At 76.1% G+C, this 6,824-nt stretch carries 7 protein-coding genes and 1 pseudogene; 5 read left to right on the top strand and 3 right to left on the bottom strand.

Annotated elements, in window-relative coordinates; genetic code table 11:
* The 5 genes and pseudogenes from KBX39_RS18900 to KBX39_RS18880 all read left to right on the top strand — a co-directional run.
* Positions 1–1,635 (top strand): annotated as a pseudogene (locus KBX39_RS18900) (putative baseplate assembly protein); the annotation flags it as partial.
* Complete coding sequence (locus KBX39_RS18895) at positions 1,616–2,278, top strand: phage tail protein (RefSeq protein WP_210871772.1); 663 nt, start codon at positions 1,616–1,618, stop codon at positions 2,276–2,278. The pseudogene KBX39_RS18900 and the gene KBX39_RS18895, both read left to right, overlap by 20 nt.
* Positions 2,275–3,195, top strand: coding sequence for a hypothetical protein (locus KBX39_RS18890; protein WP_069088530.1), 921 nt, complete (start codon positions 2,275–2,277; stop codon positions 3,193–3,195). The genes KBX39_RS18895 and KBX39_RS18890 overlap by 4 nt, the downstream gene beginning before the upstream one ends.
* Entirely contained in the window at positions 3,192–3,668 is a 477-nt protein-coding gene (locus KBX39_RS18885; protein WP_104114122.1) for a hypothetical protein, read from the top strand. The genes KBX39_RS18890 and KBX39_RS18885 overlap by 4 nt, the downstream gene beginning before the upstream one ends.
* 18 nt (positions 3,669–3,686) lie before the next feature.
* Positions 3,687–4,451, top strand: coding sequence for a hypothetical protein (locus KBX39_RS18880; protein WP_210871770.1), 765 nt, complete (start codon positions 3,687–3,689; stop codon positions 4,449–4,451).
* Here KBX39_RS18880 and KBX39_RS18875 read toward each other — a convergent pair.
* The 3 genes from KBX39_RS18875 to KBX39_RS18865 form a co-directional block, all read right to left on the bottom strand.
* Positions 4,444–5,058 carry a bifunctional 4-hydroxy-2-oxoglutarate aldolase/2-dehydro-3-deoxy-phosphogluconate aldolase gene (locus KBX39_RS18875; protein WP_210871768.1) on the bottom strand — a complete coding sequence of 205 codons (615 nt, stop codon included), beginning with the start codon at positions 5,056–5,058 and terminating at the stop codon, positions 4,444–4,446. The genes KBX39_RS18880 and KBX39_RS18875 overlap by 8 nt on opposite strands.
* Entirely contained in the window at positions 5,055–6,005 is a 951-nt protein-coding gene (locus KBX39_RS18870; protein ID WP_312247457.1) for a sugar kinase, read from the bottom strand. Before KBX39_RS18870 ends, KBX39_RS18875 begins: the two co-directional genes overlap by 4 nt.
* A gap of 29 nt (positions 6,006–6,034) precedes the next feature.
* Positions 6,035–6,824 (bottom strand): PmoA family protein (locus KBX39_RS18865; protein ID WP_210871764.1); only part of this gene is annotated, 790 nt, incomplete at its 5' end.

Here is a 6,824-nt window from a genome sequence, read left to right as displayed (position 1 = left end):
GTGACCGCCCGGGACTTCGAGATCCTGGCCACCGGCTCCGGGGCGGTGGCGCGGGCGCGGGCGTTCACCCGGGCCGCCGTCTACAGCTTCGCCCGGCCCGGCGAGGTCGAGGTGGTGCTGGTGCCGTACGTGCCGGAGGCGGCCCGTCCCGGCGGCCGGCTGCCGGTGGCGGTGCTGCGCGAGCACGAGGTGGAGGAGGCCCGCCGCCGGGTCGAGGCCGACCTGGAACGCCGCCGTGCCCTGGGTACGGCGGTGCGCGCGGGCTGGGCCCGGTACAAGGCGGTGTCGATCAGGGCTCGCGTGGTGGTGCGCCGCGAGGAGGACGTGGACGCGGTGCGCCGCCGCATCCACGACCGGCTGCACCAGACGCTCAGCCCGCTGCCCACGCCGCTGAACCCGGCCGGCTGGGCGTTCGGCGAGCCGCTGCGCGCCTCCAACGTGTACCGGATGCTGGAGCACGCCGAGCCGGGCGTGCGCTACGTCGAGTCGGTGCGGTTCGTGGTCGACGAGGCCCCTGACGCGCAGGTACGGACCGTGGCGGTGGACCAGTACCAGGCCGACACCTGGTACGCCGGCGGCGGCCCGGTGCTGTTCCGCTCCACCACCGCGGGCGCGGGCTGGGAACCGGCCGGCCGGTTCGACGACGAGACAGTGGTGCGGGTGGTGCCCGCGCCCGCCCCGGTACGCCCCGGCGTGGTCCCCCGGGCCGGTTCGGTGGCGGTGGTGACCACCCGCGACGCCGGAGGTTCCCGGGTCCGGCTGAGCACCGACCTGGGCGAGACGTGGACGCTGCTGACCGACCTCGACTCCGGCGTCCGCGATCTGGCCTGGATCGACCGGGACGGCACCGGCGCGCTGCTGCTGGCCACCGACGCGGGCCTGTACGAGGTGCCGCTGCTACCCGGCGCGGTGCCGTTGCAGATCCTGGTCGACCCGGCCGACGCCGACCGGGGCTTCTACGCGGTGCGCGCGTTCGTCTCCGAGCGCGGCGCACCGGGCGTGGCGGTCGCGGCGCAGGCCGGATTCGGCGTCTACCTGTCCACCGCGGCCGGGCGGCCCGGCACGTTCGCCCACGTCGGCCTCGCCAACGTCGACAACCGGATCCTCGCCGTCCAGTACGACGGCCCGGCCACGCTGCTGTGGTGCGGCGCGGGCGAGCCGGACCCGAAGAAGCCCGGCCAGGGCTGCCACCGCACCCGGCTGTTCGAGTCGGACGTGAAGTGGCAGTCGATGGCGTCCGGCTGGATCGGCGGCACCTGCCGCGACCTGGCGTTCAGCGGCCCGCTCGCGCTCGCCGCGACGCAGAGCGGCGGCGTGGTCCGCCTCGACACGCTCGCCGGGCAGCCGCAGTGGTCGCCCGTGATGGTCAACTGCGGCCTGCCGCTGCGGGACCGCACCCGGTTCGTCCCGGTCGACGCCATCGCCGCCACCGCGCCCACCGGCACCTCCGGCGCCGGGCGGCTGGTGCTCGCCGGCGGCGAGCGCGGCGTGTTCCGCAGCGGCGACGGCGAGAACTGGACGGCGAGCGCCAACCAGGCCACCGCCGACGTGGTCACCGTCCCCGGCACCTGGCTGCTCTGCTCCGGCGAGCACGACATCGAGGTGGTGCGGCAGGATGCGCCGAGCGGCGATTGAGCGGCTGCTGCCGGCCGCGTACCAGCGGGCCGCCGGCCCGGGCAGCGTGCTGGGCGCGCTGCTGGACGTGATGGAGGCGCTGCACGCCCCGGACGAGGCGGTGCTCGCCGACGTCGACGCGCTGTTCGGGCCGTACCGGACGCCGGACGGGTTCGTGGCGTACCTGACCCGCTGGGTGGCGATGGACCACGTGGTCGCCGCGCCCCGCGCCGACGCGCCGCTGCCGTTGCCGGCGGGCCGGCTGCGGGACCTCGTCGCGCACGGCGCGCTGCTGGCCCGGTGGCGCGGCACCCCGTACGGCATGCGGACCGCGCTGGAGCTGGCCACCGGCGTGACCGGGTTCGTGCTGGACGAACCGCCCGAGCGGCCGTTCCACCTGGTGGTGCGGGTCCCACCGGCCGCCGCCGACCGGCTCGCGCTGGTCACCCGCATCGTCGAGGCCGAGAAACCGGCGGCGGTCACCGTCGAGGTCGTCACCGGGGACCCGGCCGACCCGCCCTCCGACCCGACGCCGCCCGACCCGGGCCCGCCACCCACGCCCGAGCCGGACGACGCCGAGCCCGCCGCCGGGGTGGCGACGGTGCGCGCGGTCGGCCGGGCGCACGTACCCGCACCCCACGATCCGCCCGAGGAGCCGTCATGACCACCGAATGGACAGTCGTCGCCGCCGCCGAACAGTTCACCCTGGACGCCCGCAACAGCGGTGAGCTGACGTTCACCGTGTCGAACCCGGGCACCGCGCCGGACACCGTCGTCTTCGACGTCGCGCCCGGCGAGGGCAGCCAGCGGGCCTGGTTCACCGTGGCCGAGCCGCAGCGGGTGGTGCCCGGGCAGGGCTCGGTGTCGTTCCTGGTACGCCTGGCCGTGCCGCCCGGCACGCCGCCCCGGCGCTACGACATGACCGGGTTCGCGTACTCGGCGAACACCGCGCCGGAGGAGAGTTCCCGCTCCAGCGGCCGGGTCACGTACGACGTGCGGGCCGTCGTACCCCCGAAGCGCGCGCCGTGGCCGTGGATCGCGGCCGCCGCGGCGCTGGTGCTGGTCGTGGCCGGGGTGGTGGCCTGGCTGGTGACCCGCGGACCGGACACCCCCGCGCCGCCGCAGGCCGACGCGGTGACCGTGGAGGCGGAGACGCTGGTCTCCGGCGCGACGGTGCAGTCCACCACCGGCGCGAAGGCGGACGTGGTGGCGCAAAAGAACTGCTGCGACGTGGTGTGGTCCGGCGACGCCCAGCTGTTCTTCCTGGGCCGGGGCGTCGGCGACCGGGTCACCGTGCAGGTAGACCTGCCGTCCGACGGCACCTGGCGGTTCTCCACCGTGCGGACCACGTCGTTCGACTACGCGAACACGATCTGGCTGGTCGACGGGAGGCAGGTCGGCGACACGTTCTTCGGGTTCACCCCGACGGTGGTCCGCACCGACGAGGTGGACGTGGGGACCCTGGAGCTGACCCGCGGCCCGCACAAGCTGACGCTCGTGGCGGTGAGCAAGACGCAGGGCACCGACAGGTACTTCGCGGGCGTGGACGAGATCCGCTTCACGCCCGTCGTCCGGCCATGACCACCAGGCAGAAGGTGCTGCTGGTGGCGGTGGCAGTGCTGCTGGTGGCGCTGTACGTGGTGGCGGTGGCCGGACGCCGCGACGACAGGGGCGACCCGGCGGCCGGGCCGGGCGCGCTGGCCCGGCTGGGACGCGGGTCCGGGACGGTCGACCCGGCGACGGTGGCGGTGAACTGCCTGCCGCCGGCCGCCGAACCGGCCACCACCGCCGACGGGGTGACGCTCACCTTCGGCACGGTGTGCCGGCTGCGGGTGGCCGACCCGGGCGCGCTGCGCACGCTGGTGCTGCGCGGCACGACACCGTTCGAGGTGACAGCCCGCGCGCCGGGCGACGCGGACGTGACGGTCACCGACGAGGTCGCCCCGGACGCGGACGGCCCGGCGGCGGCGAAGGTGGCTGTTGACCGGGAGACCGAGGTGCTCCTGCGGTGTCCGGGAGGTGGCGGATGTTCGGTCACGCTGGCCCGGTCCTGACCCGGACGGAGACGCGGCATGGGTGAGTTGCGCAAGCCGTTCCTGCTGCTGGCGTTGCTCGCGGTGGCGCTCGTGGTCGGCGTGGAGCTGGGCACGGCGGCGCTGACCGGCGGCGGCGACGCGAGCGGGGCGCTGCGGGACAGCGCCGGCCGGCTCGGCGTCGAGCTGGGCGACGTCGGCGCGGTGTCCGAGCCGTCCGGGCGGGGCATCGGCTACCTCGCGCTGATCGACGTGGTGGCGCTCTGGACGACCGGGCTGTTCTGCCTGAGCCTGGTGCTGCCGGACCGGGTGCAGGGCCGGGTGCAGGGCGCGGCCACGCTCGTCTTCTCGATCGTGCTGCTGCTGGTGTCGCTGGTCCTGCTGGTCGTCGCGTTCGTCGAGCTGACGGTGATGGTGTCGCTGTTCCTGGCGCCGCCGTTCGGCACGCTGGCGTACCTCGCGGTGTGGGGGTTCTTCCCGGTCGACGACGCGGCGGTGCTGCTCGGGCTGGCGCTGCTGCTCAAACTGGTCTGGGCCGGGCTGCTGCTCGCCGCCCAGCCCCGGTTCCTGCGCAACAAGGGCCTCGTCGCGCTGATGCTGACCACGCTGCTGTGCACAGTGGTGCTGCAGTTCCTGCACGGCCTGGTGCCGGTGATCCTGGTCAGCATCCTGGACGACCTGGGCGCCGTGGTGTTCGCGGTGGTGGCGCTGATCTGGGCGCTGGTGCTGCTGATCGGGTCGATCCCGGCGATCGTGAAGGCGATCCGGACCACCGCCACCACGTCCGGCCGTACCGTCACCTGACCGCGCCGCCGGCCGCGAGCGTGGCCAGGCGCGGCAGTTGCTGCGGGTCGGTGAGCGCCGACCCGACCGCCACCACGCGCGCCCCGGCGGCGAGGAAGTCTTCCGCGTTGCCGGCGTCGACACCGCCGGTGGCCACGAACCGGGCCTCCGGCAGCGGCCCGGCGACCGCCCGGAACCAGGCCGGGCCGAGGCTGACCGCCGGGAACGCCTTGAGCCACACCAGGCCGTGGTCGAGCGCCCGCTGCGCCTCGGTCGGGGTGGCCACGCCGGGCAGGTGCGGCACGCCGAGACCGGCCGCCGCGTCGGCCACCGCCAGATCCAGGCCCGGCGCCACCGTGAACGCCGCCCCGGCGGCCACCGCGTCGTGGACCTGCGCCGGGGTACGCACGGTGCCCGCGCCGACGATCCGGTCCCGCCGCCGCCCGGCCGTCACCGCGGCGCGCAGCGCCGGCACCGCTTCCGGGGTACGGATGGGCACCTCCACCACGGCGATGCCGAGATCCCAGGCCAATTCCGCCAGCCGGACCGTCTCCCCGGGCGGCAGGTCGCGCAGGATCACCATCACCCGCGCGTCGCCGAACAGTGCCTCGAAGTCGTGCCCGCTCATCTCCCACTCCCTCCCCTGACCTGCGCGGTCCACATCGTCTCGGGCAGCGCCAGCGCCCGCGCGATCGTCTCCGGATCAGGCGGCGGCGCGGTGTCGCCCGGCACGACCAGCACCGGCGCGGCGGTCAGGTGCCCCAGCCGCAGACAGGCGCGCAGGTCCAGGCCGCGCAGCAGCCCGGACAGGAACCCGGCGGCGAACGCGTCACCCGCGCCGACCGGCTCCACCACGTCCACCGGCAGCGCCGGCACGAACACCGCCGGCCCGGTACGCGGCAGCGCCGTCGCGCCGACCGGCCCGTCCTTGACCACCACCAGTTCCGGGTCGGGCAGCAGGGCACGAACGTCGGCCGGATCGTCCGCAGCCCACAGTCCGGCCGCCTCGTCCAGCCCGACCAGCACCACGTCGGCGCGGTCGGCCAGGCCGCGCAGGACCGGCCCGGCCCGGTCGGCGGGCCAGAGCGCCGGGCGGTGGTTCACGTCGAAGCTCACCCGCGCGCCGGGCAGCGCCCGCCCGTCCAGCGCGGATACGAGCAGGTCACGGCAGGTGCCGGAGAGCGCCGCGGTGATCCCGGACAGGTGCAGCAGGCGTGCCCCGGCCAGCCCGGGACGCGCGAGGTCGGCGGCGCCGAGGCGGCTCGCGGCCGACCCGGCGCGGTGGTAGTGCACGCGGGTGCCGTACGGCCCCGGATCCTTCAGGTAGAGCCCGGTCGGCGCGTCCGGATCCACTGTGACCGCTGAGACGTCCACGCCCGCGGCGGCGACCTCGGCCACCACCCGCCGCCCGAACGGGTCGTCGCCGACCCGGCTCACCCACGCCGCGCGGTGCCCGAGCCGGGCCAGCCCGGCCGCCACGTTCGACTCCGCGCCGCCCACGCCGACGGTCAGCCGCGCCGCGCGCTCCAGCGACCCGCCGTCGTCAGGGGCGAGCACCACCATCGTCTCGCCCACGCAGACCACCTCCGGCCCGCCCGCCGGGCTCACGGCGTCACCCCCAGGCGGGCCGACACGTCGGCCGGGTCCAGGTGGCCGTCGGCGACCAGCACCCGGTGCCGGTTGTGCCGCTGCTGCCCGGCCGCGACCACCGCCGGGGTGTCGAACGCGTACGCGACGCAGACGCCCGGGTACATCGCGGTGCGCACGAACCACCTGTCACCCGGCCCCAGACCGGTGAACACCAGCGTGTACGCGCCACCGCCGGGCGCGGAGGCGGACAACGCCAGCCAGGGCGCGGCCGAGCCGTTCACCGCCTCCTCGCCCACCGCCTCGGCGGTGCGCACCCGCGCTTCCCCGTCGGCCACGGCACGCCAGAAGAATCCGCCGTAGCCGGCGCCGCCCGGGCGGCCGTTCGTGGCCGGGCTGCCCAGGCGCACGTCGGCGCCGGTGGCGGAGGTGAGCGTGGCGGACAGGTCCAGCCACCAGGCGTCCGCCCCGGCCAGGGTGGCGGTGATCCGCCGGTGCTCGCGCAGCAGCACCCGGCCGTGCCGGTCCCGCCATTCCAGGTCGTGGTCGAGCCGGTCGGCGGTCCGCTCCCGCCAGCCGGTGTGCGCGATGACGCCGTGGTCGTCGCGCCAGGTGTAGCCGGTGCCGCGCACGTACGTCCGGCCGCCCCACAGGTTGACGCCGTCCACGTCCTGCACGGCCAGTGACGCGCCGAGGTGCCAGACGTGGTCGGCCGGGAGCGCGTCGGTGACCGGCGTGCCGGCCCGGGTCCGCACCGGATGCAGGTACGGCCGGGGCCCGTGGCGCGGGTCCAGCTCCGGCCGTACC

This window comes from Micromonospora sp. D75, from assembly GCF_018070405.1.
GTDB classification, from domain to species: domain Bacteria; phylum Actinomycetota; class Actinomycetes; order Mycobacteriales; family Micromonosporaceae; genus Micromonospora; species Micromonospora chalcea.
This window is presented reverse-complemented; position numbering and strand designations above follow the sequence as displayed.